General features: G+C 56.0%; 11 protein-coding genes. 3 read left to right on the top strand and 8 right to left on the bottom strand.

Annotated elements, in window-relative coordinates:
- Positions 1 to 11 precede the first annotated feature (11 nt).
- The gene (locus AB2B48_RS06775) at positions 12 to 419 is read left to right on the top strand and encodes a GFA family protein (RefSeq protein WP_220439735.1); all 408 of its coding nucleotides are present in this window, start codon (positions 12 to 14) and stop codon (positions 417 to 419) included.
- Positions 420 to 542: 123 nt separating this feature from the next.
- Here AB2B48_RS06775 and azoR read toward each other — a convergent pair whose 3' ends face one another.
- Positions 543 to 1,145: an FMN-dependent NADH-azoreductase gene (gene azoR / locus AB2B48_RS06770; protein WP_035893172.1), complete on the bottom strand. Its 603-nt coding sequence runs from the start codon at positions 1,143 to 1,145 to the stop codon at positions 543 to 545.
- A gap of 199 nt (positions 1,146 to 1,344) precedes the next feature.
- Between azoR and hrpA the strand changes: the two genes are divergently transcribed.
- Positions 1,345 to 5,247 carry an ATP-dependent RNA helicase HrpA gene (gene hrpA / locus AB2B48_RS06765; protein WP_368301244.1) on the top strand — a complete coding sequence of 1,301 codons (3,903 nt, stop codon included), beginning with the start codon at positions 1,345 to 1,347 and terminating at the stop codon, positions 5,245 to 5,247.
- 110 nt (positions 5,248 to 5,357) lie between these two features.
- On the opposite strand, the gene AB2B48_RS06760 is transcribed toward hrpA, so the two are convergent.
- The 6 genes from AB2B48_RS06760 to AB2B48_RS06735 form a co-directional block, all read right to left on the bottom strand.
- Entirely contained in the window at positions 5,358 to 6,017 is a 660-nt protein-coding gene (locus AB2B48_RS06760) for an O-methyltransferase (protein WP_368301242.1), read from the bottom strand.
- Between the two features lie 21 nt (positions 6,018 to 6,038).
- On the bottom strand, positions 6,039 to 7,415 hold the full coding sequence (locus AB2B48_RS06755; protein ID WP_368301240.1) for an efflux transporter outer membrane subunit: 1,377 nt from the start codon (positions 7,413 to 7,415) through the stop codon (positions 6,039 to 6,041).
- On the bottom strand, positions 7,412 to 8,497 hold the full coding sequence (locus AB2B48_RS06750; protein ID WP_185668680.1) for an HlyD family secretion protein: 1,086 nt from the start codon (positions 8,495 to 8,497) through the stop codon (positions 7,412 to 7,414). Before AB2B48_RS06750 ends, AB2B48_RS06755 begins: the two co-directional genes overlap by 4 nt.
- Positions 8,498 to 8,521: 24 nt before the next feature.
- On the bottom strand, positions 8,522 to 10,174 hold the full coding sequence (locus AB2B48_RS06745) for an MFS transporter (RefSeq protein WP_185668681.1): 1,653 nt from the start codon (positions 10,172 to 10,174) through the stop codon (positions 8,522 to 8,524).
- The gene (locus AB2B48_RS06740; RefSeq protein ID WP_368301929.1) at positions 10,174 to 10,605 is read right to left on the bottom strand and encodes a MarR family winged helix-turn-helix transcriptional regulator; all 432 of its coding nucleotides are present in this window, start codon (positions 10,603 to 10,605) and stop codon (positions 10,174 to 10,176) included. The genes AB2B48_RS06745 and AB2B48_RS06740 overlap by 1 nt, the downstream gene beginning before the upstream one ends.
- A gap of 199 nt (positions 10,606 to 10,804) precedes the next feature.
- Positions 10,805 to 12,127, bottom strand: coding sequence for an MFS transporter (locus tag AB2B48_RS06735; RefSeq protein ID WP_185668682.1), 1,323 nt, complete (start codon positions 12,125 to 12,127; stop codon positions 10,805 to 10,807).
- 328 nt (positions 12,128 to 12,455) lie between these two features.
- On the opposite strand from AB2B48_RS06735, the gene AB2B48_RS06730 reads away from it, so the two are divergent.
- On the top strand, positions 12,456 to 13,250 hold the full coding sequence (locus tag AB2B48_RS06730; protein ID WP_368301928.1) for a YdcF family protein: 795 nt from the start codon (positions 12,456 to 12,458) through the stop codon (positions 13,248 to 13,250).
- A 28-nt stretch (positions 13,251 to 13,278) separates the two neighbouring features.
- On the opposite strand, the gene AB2B48_RS06725 is transcribed toward AB2B48_RS06730, so the two are convergent.
- Positions 13,279 to 13,806: a hypothetical protein gene (locus tag AB2B48_RS06725; RefSeq protein ID WP_368301237.1), complete on the bottom strand. Its 528-nt coding sequence runs from the start codon at positions 13,804 to 13,806 to the stop codon at positions 13,279 to 13,281.
- Between the last annotated feature and the right edge of the window lie 163 nt (positions 13,807 to 13,969).

The raw sequence follows: 13,969 nt of genomic DNA, 5'->3' as shown, positions 1-13,969 counted from the left end.
CGGGAGGCTTAATGACGGACAAACGCTCTGCCCAGTGTCATTGCGGCGCGGTGGCTTTCACCGTGGTGCTTAGTGATGGCCTGAACACGGCTCGTCGCTGTAATTGTTCTTACTGCCGCATGCGCGGTGCGGTGGCGGTTTCCGCGCCGTTGTCCGGCATCGAGATACTACGCGGGCAGGATAAATTGACGGAGTACCGCTTTAATACCGGCGAGGCCGTCCATTTTTTCTGTTCGGTGTGCGGGATTTACACCTTCCATCAGCGGCGCTCGAACCCCGAGCAATACGGGATTAACGTCGCCTGTCTCGAGGGCGTGTCACCGTTTGATTTTGCCTGTGTGGAAGTGCATGACGGTGTTCACCATCCAAAAGATGGCGGCGGTGGTATCGCAGGGTATTTGCGCTACGACAGAAAGTAGTCGGGACGAGGCGGCACGCCGACTCCGGAGGCTCGGAGACGGTCCCGGCGGCGCTTTGCTTGGCCGGGCTACAAAAGAAAAACCCTGCTCATGTGAGCAGGGTTTTTGTATTGCTGGGGGCGATTATGCTACCAGGCTGTCGATCGCAGCTTTCGCATCAGAGGTCGCTTTGGTTGCCACTTCTGGGCCGTAAGCGATACCTTCGGCGAAGACCACGTTCACGTCGGTGATCCCGATGAAGCCCAGGAACACGTTCAGGTATGGGGTGATCAGGTCAGTTGGGCTATCTTTGTGGATGCCGCCGCGGCTGCTCAGTACGATAGCGCGTTTACCGGTCACCAGACCTTCTGGACCTTTCTCGGTGTAACGGAAGGTCACGCCAGCACGGGCAATCAGGTCGAAGTAGTTTTTCAGCTGCGTTGGGATGTTGAAGTTATACATCGGCGCGGCGATAACAATCACGTCGTGGGCTTGCAGTTCAGCAATCAGTTCGTCAGAGAGCTTCAGCGCTTCCTGCTGACGTGGGGTCAGTGGGGAGTCGCTTGGGCGCAGCGCGCCGACCAGTTCGCCATCCAGCACCGGAATTGGATTGGCAGCCAGGTCACGGACGGTGATTTCGTCAGCGGAGTGCTTTTCACGCCACTGTTCAACAAAATAGTCGGACAGCTGACCTGATTGAGAGTAGCCTGCCAGGATGCTGGATTTCAGAACTAATACTTTGCTCATAGGTAATTCCTTATATTTGATTGACGGGCGATGCCCTGTTGCTTGATGACACTTTATTCACAATCCTGCCACAGAGATAGCGCAATATATCGAAGTCTATGTTCAGTTTTTTTGAACAAGGCTCGGAATGCGCAAGTGTGGTATGCTATGACGATTCTTTATGAGAGCTTTTCCCGGCAGTGCGCTGCCCAATAAGACTATGACAGAACAACAAAAAATCACCTTTGCGATGCTCAGCCAGCGCCTCGATGCGCTGACGCTACGGGATAAACTGCGCTTTGCCCGCCGACTCCACGGCGTCAAGAAGGTTAAAAATCCTGAAGCACAACAGGCCATTTACCAGGAGATGGCGCAGGAAATTGAACAGGCTGCCGGTAAGGTCGTGCTACGTGAAGCGGCGCGTCCGGTGATTGAGTACCCGGAAAACCTGCCGGTTAGCCAGAAGAAACAAGATATTCTCAACGCCGTGCGCGACCACCAGGTGGTGATTGTTGCCGGGGAGACCGGCTCGGGTAAAACCACCCAGTTACCGAAGATTTGTATGGAACTGGGGCGCGGGATCAAGGGGCTGATTGGCCATACCCAGCCGCGTCGTCTGGCGGCGCGCACCGTCGCCAACCGTATTGCCGAAGAGCTGAAAATCGAGCCGGGCGGCTGCATTGGCTATAAGGTTCGCTTTAGCGATCACGTCAGCGATAACACCATGGTCAAGTTGATGACCGACGGTATTTTGCTGGCGGAAATCCAGCAGGACCGCCTGCTGATGCAGTACGACACCATCATTATCGATGAAGCGCACGAACGCAGCCTCAACATCGACTTCCTGCTCGGTTACCTGAAAGAGTTACTGCCGCGGCGTCCCGATCTCAAGGTGATCATCACCTCGGCGACCATCGACCCCGAACGTTTCTCACGTCACTTTAATAACGCGCCGATTATCGAAGTTTCAGGTCGTACCTATCCGGTAGACGTTCGCTATCGTCCGATTGTTGAAGACGCGGACGACACCGAGCGTGACCAGCTGCAGGCGATTTTCGACGCCGTCGATGAACTGGGGCAGGAAGGGCCGGGCGACATCTTAATCTTTATGAGCGGCGAGCGAGAAATTCGCGATACCGCCGATGCGTTGAGCAAACGCGACCTGCGCCATACCGAGATCCTGCCGCTCTACGCGCGCTTATCGAACAGCGAGCAGAACCGCGTCTTCCAGTCACACAGCGGGCGACGCATCGTGCTGGCGACCAACGTGGCGGAAACCTCGTTGACGGTACCGGGCATCAAGTATGTGATTGACCCCGGTACGGCGCGAATCAGCCGCTATAGCTACCGTACCAAAGTGCAGCGCCTGCCGATTGAGCCGGTTTCTCAGGCCTCCGCAAACCAGCGTAAAGGCCGCTGTGGCCGTGTGTCGGAAGGTATCTGTATCCGTCTCTATTCGGAAGACGATTTCCTGTCACGCCCGGAGTTTACCGACCCGGAAATCCTGCGTACCAACCTGGCTTCCGTCATTTTGCAGATGACCGCGCTGGGACTTGGCGATATCGCCGCGTTCCCGTTCGTGGAAGCGCCGGATAAACGCAACATTCAGGACGGTGTGCGCCTGCTCGAAGAACTGGGTGCCATTACCACGGATGAACAGGCCACCGCCTACAAGCTGACGCCGCAGGGCCGCCAGCTCAGCCAATTGCCGGTTGACCCGCGTCTGGCGCGTATGGTGCTGGAAGCGCAGAAACACGGCTGCGTGCGCGAAGCGATGATCATCACTTCGGCGCTCTCTATTCAGGACCCGCGCGAACGTCCAATGGATAAACAGCAGGCGTCCGATGAAAAACATCGCCGTTTCCATGACAAAGAGTCAGATTTTATGGCCTTTGTGAACCTGTGGAACTACCTCGGCGAGCAGCAAAAAGCGCTGTCGTCGAACCAGTTCCGTCGCCAGTGCAAGCTCGACTTCCTCAACTACCTGCGCGTGCGCGAGTGGCAGGATATCTACACCCAACTGCGTCAGGTGGTGAAAGAACTCGGCATCCCGGTAAACAGTGAACCGGCAGAGTATCGCGAAATTCATATTTCGCTGCTGACCGGTCTGCTGTCGCACATCGGGATGAAAGATACCGATAAGCAGGAGTTTACCGGTGCGCGTAACGCGCGCTTCTCCATCTTCCCGGGTTCTGGCTTGTTCAAAAAACCACCAAAATGGACGATGGTCGCCGAACTGGTCGAAACTAGCCGCCTCTGGGGGCGTATTGCCGCACGCATCGACCCGGAATGGGTGGAGCCGGTGGCGCAGCATCTGATCAAACGTTCCTACAGTGAACCGCACTGGGAACGGGCGCAGGGCGCGGTGATGGCGACCGAGAAAGTGACCGTTTATGGCCTGCCGATTGTGGCGGCACGTAAGGTTAACTACAGCCAGATTGACCCGGCGCTGTGCCGCGAGCTGTTTATCCGCCACGCGCTGGTGGAGGGAGACTGGCAGACCCGTCACGCCTTCTTCCGCGACAACTTAAAGCTGCGTGCTGAAATTGAAGATCTGGAAAACAAATCACGTCGCCGCGACATCCTGGTGGATGACGAGACGATGTTTGAGTTCTATGACCAGCGCATCAGCCACGAAGTAATCTCCGCGCGCCACTTTGATAAGTGGTGGAAGCAGGCCAGCCGTGAAACGCCGGATCTGCTCAACTTCGAAAAGAGCATGCTGATAAAAGAAGGGGCGGAGCAGGTTAGTAAGCTGGACTACCCGAACTTCTGGCATCAGGGCAACCTGAAGCTGCGCCTGACCTATCAGTTTGAGCCGGGGGCTGACGCCGATGGTGTGACGGTGCATATTCCGCTGCCGCTGTTAAACCAGGTCGAAGAGGCCGGGTTTGAGTGGCAGATCCCGGGGCTGCGCCGTGAGCTGATTATCGCGCTGATTAAATCGCTGCCGAAGCCGGTACGCCGTAACTTTGTCCCTGCGCCGAACTACGCCGAAGCCTTCCTGGGCCGTGCGACGCCGCTGGAATTGCCGCTGCTGGATTCACTGGAGCGCGAACTGCGCCGGATGACCGGTGTGACCGTCGACCGTGAAGCCTGGCAGTGGGATCAGGTGCCCGATCACCTGAAAATCAGCTTCCGCGTGGTAGACGACAAAAACAAGAAGCTGCAGGAAGGGCGTTCGCTGCAGGTGCTGAAAGATACGCTGAAGGGCAAAGTGCAGGAGACGCTGTCGTCGGTTGCCGACGACGGTATCGAGCAGAATGGCCTGCATATCTGGAGCTTTGGCGACCTGCCGGACCGTTACGAACAGAAACGCGGCAACTATAAGGTCAAAGCCTGGCCGGCGCTGGTGGATGAACGTGACAGCGTCGCCATCAAACTGTTCGATAACCAGCTGGAACAGCAGCAGGCAATGTGGCGCGGCTTGCGTCGTTTACTGCTGTTGAACATCCCGTCGCCGATTAAGTATCTGCACGAAAAGCTGCCGAACAAGGCGAAGCTGGGGCTCTACTTTAACCCGTACGGCAAAGTGCTGGATTTGATTGATGACTGCATCTCCTGCGGCGTGGACAAGCTGATTGATGAAGCGGGCGGGCCGGTGTGGAGTGAAGCGGGCTTTGCCGCGCTGCACGAGAAAGTGCGTGCCGAGCTTAATGAGACGGTGGTCGAGATTGCCAAACAGGTTGAGCAAATTCTCACCGCGGTGTTCAACATCAACAAACGGCTGAAAGGGCGCGTGGACATGAGCATGGCGCTGGGGCTGTCAGACATTAAGGCGCAGATGAACGGCCTGGTGTATCGCGGCTTCGTCACTGGCAACGGTTTCCGTCGTCTGGGGGATACGCTGCGTTATTTGCAGGCGATTGAAAAACGTCTGGAGAAAATGGCCGTCGACCCACACCGCGACCGCGCGCAGATGCTGAAAGTGGAAAGCGTCCAGCAGGCGTGGCAACAGTGGTTGAACAAGCTGCCGCCGTCGCGTCGTGAAGATGATGATGTGAAGGAAATCCGCTGGATGATTGAAGAGCTGCGCGTCAGCTTCTTTGCTCAGCAGTTGGGGACGCCGTATCCGATCTCGGATAAACGTATCCTGCAAGCGATGGAACAGATCGTCGCCTGATCCCGGCGGCGCTGCGCTTGGCCGGGCTACACGCACATTGCCGGATGACGGTGTTTACATGATGTTGTAGCCCGGGCGAGGCGAACGCCGACCCCGGGTCTTTACCGTTTCTACGCGTTTACCCACGCCAGCGTAAACCCATCCCACCCCTTAATCCCGACCGTTTGCAGTGCCGTGACCGTCAGGCGCGGATCGTTATGCATCATCTCAATAAACCGACGCACGCCGAGCACGCGGTCGTCGGTGCTATTGGGATTGGTTACCTCACCGTCGCGCACCACGTTATCGCCGATGATAAGTGTTCCTGGACGAGAATATTTCAGTGCCCATTGCAGGTAATAAGGGTTGTTCGGCTTATCGGCATCAATAAAAATCACGTCAAACGGCGCGGCATCCTCAAGCGTCGCCAAAGAATCCAGCGCCGGACCTTCGCGTAGCGTTACCACACTATCAAGCCCGGCGAGCGCGATATTCTCTCGCGCCACACGGGCGTGCAACGGGTCGGCTTCGAGGGTAATTAACCGCCCGTTAGGCGGCAGTTCGCGTGCCATCCAGATGGTGCTGTACGCGCCTAACGTACCTATCTCCAGAATGGATTTCGCCCCCACCATACGGATAAACAGCGCCAGCAGTTGCCCCTGATTGGCCGCCACATCGTGCGCGGGCAGACCGGCACGATGGTTGTTCTCTAACACCTGAGACAGCACGGGATCGTTGGGAATCAGGTTCTCTATCAAATAATTATCAACGTCCGACCACTGTTTTTGCATTGTGACACCCCTTGGGATTTGTCAGCCTGACAGCGAAGACCAGCCGCCTCCTAGCGACCGGTAAAGATCGATTTGCGCCAGCAGCAGATTGTTTTTCACCTGTACTACGCTGATTTGCGTTGAGAACAAGGTACGCTGCGCATCCAGCACATCAAGATAAGAAGAGTAACCGTTGTTGTAGCGATTCTGCGCCAGCCGCAGGGTCTCCTGCGCTACTTCTTCCTGACCTTGCAGTTCAGTCAGTTGTTCGCCGTAGCGGGTGATGGCATCGAGGCTATCGTTGACCTCTTTAAACGCGCTGCGTACCGTTTTTTCATAGCTGTACAGCGCCTGATTGCGCTGGGCCATCGACACGTCGACCTGCGCATTCAGCGCTTGACGGTTGAGCAACGGCGCAAGAATACTGCCGCCAATGCTCCAGAGCCGCAGTGGGTTATCGAGCAGGTCCGGCAGCGTGCGGTCCTGGAAGCTGCCGGTTGCCGTCAGATTAATCGATGGCAGAAGTTTGGCCTGCGACGATGCCAGGGTCGCATCGGCGGCGATCAACTGACGCTGTGCCTGAGCGATATCGGGGCGGCGGTTGAGCAGCGTAGAAGGAAGCTGCGACGGCAGCGAAAGCGGGGTGAGTTTATCAAATGCGTTGCGTTTCACTTCTCCGGGGTTATTGCCGAGCAGCACACTGAGGGCGTTTTCCTGCTGGGCGATTTGATGGCGCAGCAGCGGCACCTGAGCACGAGTAGAACGCAGCGCCGAATCCGCTTGCATCAGTTCGAGGCGAGAAGTATAGCCGGTTTCATACTGGCGTTTGGCCAGCCTATACGCCTCTTCCCGTGATTTCAGCGTTTGCTCAGTAACCTGTAGCTGCTCATCGAGCGACAGCAGGGTGATATAGCCGACGGAAACCGAGGTCGCGACCGTCAAATCTGCGGCAGCGGCGGCGGCTTTTTGCGCTGCCAGGCTTGCCTCGGCGGCATCGGAGGCGCTGCGATTTGCCCCCCAGAGATCGACATCATAACTGGCAGTCAGGCCGCCTTTATAGACCGTGCTGTGAATCGGTAAACCGGTAGCGGCAGACTGTGCGCGGGCGCGAGTGCCGGTTAGCCCGGCGTCCAGCGTGGGGAACAGGCTGCCATCGGCGGCATAGGCGCGCGCCTGATATTCATTCACTCGCTCGCGGGCGATCAGCACATCGCTGTTGTAGCGTAGCGCCTGGTCAACGTACTGGTTGAGCGCGCTGTCGTGAAAATTGCGCCACCATACCCCCTCGACCGGGCTGGCAGGGCCAATGTCGGCGCGCCAGGCGGCAGGAATAGCCAGCGTAGGTTCGGCGCGCTGTACGTCGGCAGACTGACAGCCGACCAGCGCGAGAGCCAGCATCAGGGCGACGGGCCGGATCATGGCTTCGCCTCCGCGCGGGTATTGATGGTGACCTGTACCGACATCCCCGGACGCAGGCGCTGCAGGTTATTCTGTCCTTCATCCACTGCAATGCGTACCGGAATACGCTGGGCAATTTTGACAAAGTTACCGGTGGCGTTATCCGGTGAAATCGCGCTGAACTCCACGCCGGTGGCCGGTGAAATGCTCTGCACGGTACCGCTGAACTTCTCGCTGTTGAGCGCATCGACGGTAAAGGTCGCCGGCTGGCCGATACGTATGGTTGCAAGCTGAGTTTCTTTCAAATTGGCGATAACCCAGTGCTGCGGCGGCACCAGCGGCGTTAAGTGCGTTCCGGCGGTCACGTACGCGCCAAGCCGCACGGCAATTTGCCCAAGCTGACCGTCGGTGGGGGCGATAATGCGCGTGTTTTGCAAGTCTATCTCCGCCAACTCCAGCGAAGCTTTCGCGTTGGCAACATCGGCTTCCAGCGCGTCACGGTTGACGATGGTGGTCTGCAAATCCTGCTTTGACATCTCCAGCGTCGCCTTCGCCTGCTCAATATCCGCCGCGCCCTGAGCGGCGCTGGCGCGGGCAGAGTCACGCTCACGAATCGACAGCGAACCGTCTGCCGTCAGATCCTGCACGCGCTTTAAATCCGCCTGCGATTTCAGATTCTGCGCGCGGGCATTTTGCAGCACCGCTTCGTTGCGGACAATCACCGCCTCGGCGCTTTTGCGCTGCTGGAGGTTATTGCGTAGCGCCGCTTCCTTCATTGCCAGCTGCGCCTGTGCCTGGTGCACGCGCTGCTTATAGATGCGGTCATCAATCTGGAACAGTACCTGGCCTTTTTTGACCTGGTTAAAGTCCTGCACGTTTACCCCGGTAACGTAGCCATTGACCTGCGGGCTGATAAAGGTGGTCTGGCCGCGCACGTAGGCGTTGTCAGTGAACTGACTGTGGCGGGTAAACGGCGGTAGCTGCCAGGCGTACAGAATCACCAGTACGCCGACGAGGCCGATGGCTGCGGCGGTAAAAATGGATACCACACGGATATTGTTTCGGGTATTGGCCTGTTGTTGGGCCGCATCCTGCTGACTCATAACGACTCCAGATCTCTCTTGTTGTTATTTGCTTCCCGTCGCACGTTTCAGCGCGATATGGGCGGTAATACGCAATCTTAATAATCGCCAGAACACCCACAGCAGCGTGGCGGCGGAAATGGCCGCTGTTAGCAGATACGTGTCATTGTAGGCGAGAATATTGGCCTCCAGCGTGGAGAGGTTTTGCAGCACGGTACTGGCCTGAACGTTCAATAGCGCGCTATCGCCAAGCTGGCTCTGATACTGCTGGGCGTAAAGCTGCAGCCGCTCGTTAATCAGCGGATTGAGGGTGGTTATTTGGTCGGCAAGCTGGCTGGAGTGAAACTTCTCACGCCAGGTCTGGAAGGTGCCGAGGATCGCTGAACCGAGCAGCCCGCCAATGTTCTGGCTCATGCCAAACAGCACCGAAAAACTCACCAGATTGCGCTGATCGGCAATCACCCCGCCGATACCGGCGAGCATGGCGGGTGCGAGGAAGAAGGCGCTGCCAAAACCAAGCAGGAACTGGCTGAACATCAACTGGTCCGGGCGCGTCAGGCTGGTGGACTGGCTATCCAGCAGCGAGGCTATCATGATGAGCGTTAACGCCGTGGCGGTCGGCCAGTACAGGCGGCGCGGGTTGAGCGTCAGGCAACTGGCGATAATCCCGCAGGTAATACCGGCAAAAATGGACCAGGCCAGCGTCGTCATCTGCTCGTTTTGCAGTCCTACATACTGAAGCCAGCCGATCACGCCGGTGTTCTGCTCCGCCAGCACGATGCGGATCAGCACCATAATCAGCCCCAGGCGCAAAATACTGCCGCTGGAGAGCCAGCGGGTATTGAGCAGCGGGTTGGTGCGGTTATGTTCAAAGATAATGGCGGACACAATCAGCACCACCGCCGCTGCCAGCGACCAGCCTATCCATGGCGCTTCAAACCACCAGTCCAGACGGCCCAGCGATAGCACGGCGCAAATCAGTGCCATGCCGGGAGCCAGTAGAATAAAGGTAATAAAATCTTTCTTCTCGAATACTTTTTTGCGATCGCTCGGCGGCAGCTTGAGGGCGATAACGCAGGCCAGCGATACCAGCGCTAACCCCAGCTCGAAGAAATAAAGCCCGCGCCATTCATCGATTTGCAGCAGTTCGGTGGAGAACAGGCGGGCGATGGGGATCGCCAACGACGAGCCGGTAATCCCAATGGTCAACGCCTTCAGGCGGTGTTTCGCCGGCCAGGCCTGCACCTGATAATAGATCCCGAGCGAACTGAGCGCTGCGGCCACCATGCCGTGGGCGGCGCGCACCATCAGCGCCGAACTGAGGTCATTGACGAACAGGTGGAAGAAGGTGACCAGCACGTAGAGCACCAGAAAGCCTTCTGTAAACGCCCGCAGGCCAAACTGCTGACGGAATTTCACCAACAGTAGGTTAATCGAGACGTTGGTCATGACGTACACGGCAGGCAGCCAGGCAATCTCCGTCGACCAGGCGGCAAACGAACCCTGTAGGTTTTGTAGATTGGCGGTCACCACCGCGTTGCCTAGCGCGCCGGTGAGGCAGACCAGTAGGCCGACGATGCCGTAGGCCACCCGTTTCGGTGCGCTGTGAATAGGCGTTGATGGTGAGCCGAGGATCGCCGGTTTTTCGTGTGGTGCCCAGTCGTGCGGGGCATAGGGGTCACGACGCGGTGGAGCCATTATTTCTTCTCCACTTCGCGCAGCAGTCGGGTCAGTACGTTGCGGGTTATCTCTTGTTCTTCCGGGGTAATCACCGTCAGAATTTCTTCACGTAGTTCATCCGCCACGGCTTTCACCTGATGATAAAGCTCAAGTCCTTTTGGCGTGGCGACCAGCAGCCGCTTACGTTTATCGCGATCGGTCATCACTCGCTCGACCAGCCTGGCCTCGACCAGTTTGTTAATCAGCGGCACCACGGTGGCGCTTTCCACGCCCAACTCCTGAGCCAGCTCAGCTTGCGATAGCGGCTGTTCGTTGCGCGCAATGCTGGCCACGGCGACCCATGTGGCCTGACTCATACCCAGATCTTTCAGCCGACGGTTTACCGCCAGCCGCCAGTGGTGGGCGGTGAGATAGAGGAGATGAGAAAAATTAAGCTGACGGTTATCCATTGGCGGTCTGTTCAGAATCATTAGAGCTCTAATGATTCTACGTTCGCCGAAAACCATAATTCAAGTGAATGTGAAAAATAAATGTTATCGGAAGGTGATTGTTTGTTTGCTATGTGAGTGTTTCTGTAGCCCGGCCAAGCGAAGCGCCGCCGGGAAAACACCCGGAGTCGGCGTTAACACGCCTCGTCCGGGCTACGGGTTAAATCTGACTGGTTTGCGCGTTTACCGAAGCCGCGTGATTTTTCCGACGACTGGCAAAGAAAATCGCCGTCAGAGAAATTGCCACCGTCGTTGCCAGATACCAGGCAACGGGAACCCAATCGCCGTTGTATTTTGCCAGCAGACCGGTCGCAATCAGCGGCGCGGTGCCGCCTGCCAGCGCAGCGCCAATTTGATAGCCCAGCGTGATACCGGTATAGCGTACGTTGGCGCTAAAGATTTCCGAACACAGCGTACCCAGCACGGCGGTAATCGGTGACCATAAAATCCCGAAGGTGATTACGGTGGCGAGGGTGATCCCCCAGGTGGTGCCGGTGTTGAGCAGCAGGAACCACGGCACGATAAACAGACCCAGCAGCACGACGCTAATCGCGTACATCCGCTGACGGCCAATCTTATCGGAGAGCAGGCCCATCAATGGGATCATCACTGTCGAAACCAGTGCGCCGAGCGTTACGGCTTCCAGCACCTGTGACTTCTGGTAGGTCAGGGTAGTGGTGGCGTAACTCACGACGAAGGTGGAGAAGATATAGAACGGTGCAGTTTCTACCACCTTCAGACCCGCTGCGATAATCACTTCGCGCCAGTGATTGGTCAGCGTTTCGCGCAGCGGCGCTTTAGCGACTTTACCCGACTCTTTCACCTTCTTGAATTCCGGCGTTTCGTCGATATCTTTACGGATCCACAGGCCAACCAGCACCAGTGCTGCGCTCATCAAAAACGGAATGCGCCAGCCCCAGGAGAGGAACTGTTCTTCGCTGAACAGGGTCATCAGCGAGACGATAAAGGTCGCCATCAGCATCCCAATTGTCACGCCTGCCTGCGGAATACTGCCGAAGAAGCCCTTACGTTTTTCCGGCGCGTATTCATAGGCCAGCAGCAGCGCGCCACCCCATTCGCCACCGATACCAATCCCCTGAATAATACGCATCAGAATGAGTAAAATCGGTGCCCAGATGCCAATCATGTCATAGGTCGGCAGCAGGCCAATCATCACGGTTGCACTCCCCATCAGCGACAGGGTTAATACCAGCGTTTTTTTACGACCGATACGGTCACCAATGTGGGCAAAGATCACGCCGCCAATCGGGCGGATAAAGAAAGTGAGCGAGAAGGAGAGGTAGGAGAGAATCAGGCCGATGACCGGGTCAACCATCGGGAAAAAGATTTTATTGAACACCAGTGCGGCTGCTGTTCCGTATAAAAAATAGTCAAACCATTCAATGGAACTGCCGGTCAGGCTCGCAATCAGGACCCTCTTATTCTTTTTCAGGATCGTGGTGCTACTTTCTTGTATTGTCATGAAGAATAACTCCCGCCACATTGGGTTAAAATCAGGTGTCACCTTTTTTGTTTGAATGGTGCAACCTGGATTGTGAAAAAGGTTGTGTGTTTGTTAAGCAACTTAGATATGAGTGTTATCTTTGGCAAGCGTGTTATTGAAATTTGCGAGCAAAAATGAGAACCATTTCTGTTCGTTTTAACTTTAGGTTTGTTAGTTGGTAGATTTAAATGCTGAAAAATATCTTTTAAATAGCGTTTTATTCAGGTGCAACCCTGTTGTTTTTAGACGTTTCTGGTTATTTCAGGATTGTTACAAAATGGTGGAAATGAAGGGAGTAGAGCAGGTGATGAACGTGTCAAACTTACCACAGGAAACGCTGAACGCTGCCAACGTGCTGGGGCGTTGGCTGGCGCAAAATGATTTTGCTGCGCCGCCGCAGGCTTCACAAACGCAGTGGGTGGTCATGGCGGGGAATGCCGTGATGCCAACCATTGAGGCGGCCTGTCACTTGGTGAGCGAGTACGGCGGTTCGCTGCTGATAAGCGGCGGTATTGGTCATTCGACAAATTTCCTCTACGAGGCCATCGCCCAGCACCCGCGCTATCAAAGCCTTAGCTGCGATGGTGAAGCCGAGGCGACGCTGCTGGCGGAAATTGCCCACCGTTTCTGGCAGATCCCTCGGGAGCGCATTGTGGTGGAAGACCAGTCAACGAACTGCGGTGAGAACGCCTGGTTTACACGCCGGGTAATGGAAGAGAGAGGTATTCGTCCGCAGACCGTGACGGTGGTGCAGGACCCAACTATGCAGCGCCGCACGATGGCGACCTTTACCCGTGTCTGGCAGGGTGTGGACAACGCTCCGCGCTGGTTAAGCTACCCGGGCTATGTACCAGAACTGATTAACACGTCGGAAGGTGTTGGCTATCGTCAGGCAGAAGTGGGGCTATGGCCGGTAGCGCGCTATTTGTCGCTGCTGCTCGGTGAAGTTCCACGCCTTCGCGATGATGCTCAGGGCTATGGGCCGCGAGGTAAGGATTTTATTGCACACGTCGATATTCCCGTTGAAGTGGAGACGGCCTGGGCGCAACTTTGTGCCGATCCTCTGCTTCAACAGATATTAGCTAGCCGTACGCTGGGATAAGAGATGCCTGGCCGCCGGAGCGGCCGGTTTAACGAAAACTCCACTGCATGGTAATGACAAAAATCGACGGTAAAATGATGCCACTTTCGATGCCGAAATAGTCGGTGAAGTTATATTGCAGCCCATGGTAGATATAGGGTGAGAATCCCACGCCAGTGATTTTTTTCGCCGTATGATAGGTGCCGGAATCCCCACAGTGGCTGAAGGCATCAAAAAAGAATTCGCCCGTATAGGCGTAAACGCCTTTAAACGTCCAACCCTCGGTGGGGCCACTACCTTTCAACCAGTCGCGGCGTACGCCTATCGAAAAACATCGGTCATCAAAGCTGTTTTTCATCGTCCCGACCAGCAGGCTATATTTCGAATCCTCGGAAAATTTACGTTCGACGGAAAAATAGTTGTTGTCGAATTCTTCAGTATATTGCCCATGGTTACCCGTCAGGTGGTAGACAAACGAACCGGTATTAACGGAGTAGAGATTAATCTCATCAGCAAAGCTGAAAGTGGCAGGCAGCAACGCCGACGTAAATGCCAGTATGCCCGGGATTTTATGCATGATTGAACTCGGTAAAACCAAAATAAGAAGACAATATATTCAATAATAGCGCCTGCGTGATAAACCGTGGTTCAATCAGCATTGGAGATGCGAAAAATTAGCGGGCTATCTTTTCGCGCGGCTTCACAGAAACAGACATAATCGGTTGGAAAAGTTGCCAAAG

This window comes from Kluyvera sichuanensis (genome assembly GCF_040930405.1).
GTDB classification, from domain to species: Bacteria; Pseudomonadota; Gammaproteobacteria; order Enterobacterales; family Enterobacteriaceae; genus Kluyvera; species Kluyvera sichuanensis.
The sequence above is the reverse complement of the archived record's forward strand: the minus strand, read 5'-3'. Positions and strand labels throughout refer to the sequence as shown.

Excerpts from the sequence above, each read along its gene's own strand:
- AB2B48_RS06775 (WP_220439735.1), top strand. The coding sequence starts at position 12 with ATGACGGACAAACGCTCTGCCCAGTGTCATTGCGGCGCGGTGGCTTTC.
- azoR (WP_035893172.1), bottom strand. The coding sequence starts at position 1,145 with ATGAGCAAAGTATTAGTTCTGAAATCCAGCATCCTGGCAGGCTACTCT.
- hrpA (WP_368301244.1), top strand. The coding sequence starts at position 1,345 with ATGACAGAACAACAAAAAATCACCTTTGCGATGCTCAGCCAGCGCCTC.
- AB2B48_RS06760 (WP_368301242.1), bottom strand. The coding sequence starts at position 6,017 with ATGCAAAAACAGTGGTCGGACGTTGATAATTATTTGATAGAGAACCTG.
- AB2B48_RS06755 (WP_368301240.1), bottom strand. The coding sequence starts at position 7,415 with ATGATCCGGCCCGTCGCCCTGATGCTGGCTCTCGCGCTGGTCGGCTGT.
- AB2B48_RS06750 (WP_185668680.1), bottom strand. The coding sequence starts at position 8,497 with ATGAGTCAGCAGGATGCGGCCCAACAACAGGCCAATACCCGAAACAAT.
- AB2B48_RS06745 (WP_185668681.1), bottom strand. The coding sequence starts at position 10,174 with ATGGCTCCACCGCGTCGTGACCCCTATGCCCCGCACGACTGGGCACCA.
- AB2B48_RS06740 (WP_368301929.1), bottom strand. The coding sequence starts at position 10,605 with ATGGATAACCGTCAGCTTAATTTTTCTCATCTCCTCTATCTCACCGCC.
- AB2B48_RS06735 (WP_185668682.1), bottom strand. The coding sequence starts at position 12,127 with ATGACAATACAAGAAAGTAGCACCACGATCCTGAAAAAGAATAAGAGG.
- AB2B48_RS06730 (WP_368301928.1), top strand. The coding sequence starts at position 12,456 with ATGAACGTGTCAAACTTACCACAGGAAACGCTGAACGCTGCCAACGTG.
- AB2B48_RS06725 (WP_368301237.1), bottom strand. The coding sequence starts at position 13,806 with ATGCATAAAATCCCGGGCATACTGGCATTTACGTCGGCGTTGCTGCCT.